Source organism: Rheinheimera sp. WS51 (assembly GCF_050936095.1).
Classification (GTDB): Bacteria; Pseudomonadota; Gammaproteobacteria; order Enterobacterales; family Alteromonadaceae; genus Alishewanella.
The window spans coordinates 1-1,800 of record NZ_JBOTRC010000039.1 but is presented as its reverse complement, the minus strand read 5'-3'; the positions used below and the strand labels follow the sequence as shown (position 1 = coordinate 1,800).

Sequence of the window (1,800 nt, the reverse complement as noted above, 5' to 3'; positions counted from 1 at the left end):
AGCAAGCTTGAAATTTGTAAACTAGACACACTATAACACTTCTTTCACGCGCTCTGGCGTCAAAACAGCTTGGGCGTTGTATGGTTAAGCCACACGGGCAATTAGTATCAGTTAGCTTAACACATCGCTGCGCTTCCACATCTGACCTATCAACGTTGTGGTCTTCAACGACCCTTTAGCAGACTCTAAGTCTGAGGGATGACTCATCTTGTGGCCGACTTCGCGCTTAGATGCTTTCAGCGCTTATTCGTTCCGAACGTAGCTACCGGGCAGTGCCATTGGCATGACAACCCGAACACCAGCGGTTCGTTCACTCCGGTCCTCTCGTACTAGGAGCAACTCCACTCAATCATCCAACGCCCACGGCAGATAGGGACCGAACTGTCTCACGACGTTCTAAACCCAACTCGCGTACCACTTTAAATGGCGAACAGCCATACCCTTGGGACCGACTTCAGCCCCAGGATGTGATGAGTCGACATCGAGGTGCCAAACACCGCCGTCGATATGAACTCTTGGGCGGTATCAGCCTGTTATCCCCGGAGTACCTTTTATCCGTTGAGCGATGGCCCTTCCATACAGAACCACCGGATCACTATGACCTACTTTCGTACCTGCTCGACGTGTCTGTCTCGCAGTTAAGCTGGCTTCTACCATTACACTAACCGTACGATGTCCGACCGTACTTAGCCAACCTTCGTGCTCCTCCGTTACGCTTTAGGAGGAGACCGCCCCAGTCAAACTACCCACCAGGCACTGTCCGCGATCCCGATAAGGGACCTGCGTTAGAACATCAAACATACAAGGGTGGTATTTCAAGGACGACTCCACTAGAACTAGCGTTCCAGCTTCAAAGTCTCCCACCTATCCTACACATGTAGGGTCAATGTTCAGTGCCAAGCTATAGTAAAGGTTCACGGGGTCTTTCCGTCTAGCCGCGGGTATACGGCATCTTCACCGCAATTTCAATTTCACTGAGTCTCTGCTGGAGACAGCCTGGCCATCATTACACCATTCGTGCAGGTCGGAACTTACCCGACAAGGAATTTCGCTACCTTAGGACCGTTATAGTTACGGCCGCCGTTTACCGGGGCTTCGATCAAGAGCTTCGCTTGCGCTAACCCCATCAATTAACCTTCCGGCACCGGGCAGGTGTCACACCCTATACGTCCTCTTACGAGTTTGCAGAGTGCTGTGTTTTTAATAAACAGTTGCAGCCAGCTGGTCACTGCGACTCTAGTATGCTTACGGAGCAAGTCCTTAACACACCAGAGCGTACCTTCTCCCGAAGTTACGGTACTATTTTGCCTAGTTCCTTCAGCAGAGTTCTCTCAAGCGCCTTGGTATGCTCTACCTGACCACCTGTGTCGGTTTAGGGTACGATCACCAATACCTGAAGCTTAGAGGTTTTTCCTGGAAGCATAGCATCAACAGCTTCGTGTCCTTAGACACTCGTCTCGTATCTCAGCCTTAAGAAACCGGATTTGCCTAGTTTCTCAGCCTACTTACTTTCACGCGGACTACCAACGCCGCGCCTGCCTAGCTTTCTCCGTCATCCCATCGCAGTATTGGTCGGTACGGGAATATTAACCCGTTTCCCATCGACTACGCTTTTCAGCCTCGCCTTAGGGGTCGACTCACCCTACCCTGATTAACATGGGATAGGAACCCTTGGTCTTTCGGCGGGGAAGTTTTTCACTCCCCTTATCGTTACTCATGTCAGCATTCGCACTTCTGATACGTCCAGCATACCTCCCGGTACACCTTCAACCGCTTACAGAACGCTCCTCTACCACTTGT

1 rRNA gene is annotated in these 1,800 nt (G+C 51.2%); it reads right to left on the bottom strand.

Annotated features, from left to right (window positions below):
• Nucleotides 1–80: 80 nt before the first annotated feature.
• Nucleotides 81–1,800 (bottom strand): 23S ribosomal RNA (locus tag ACRCA4_RS14905); the annotation flags it as partial.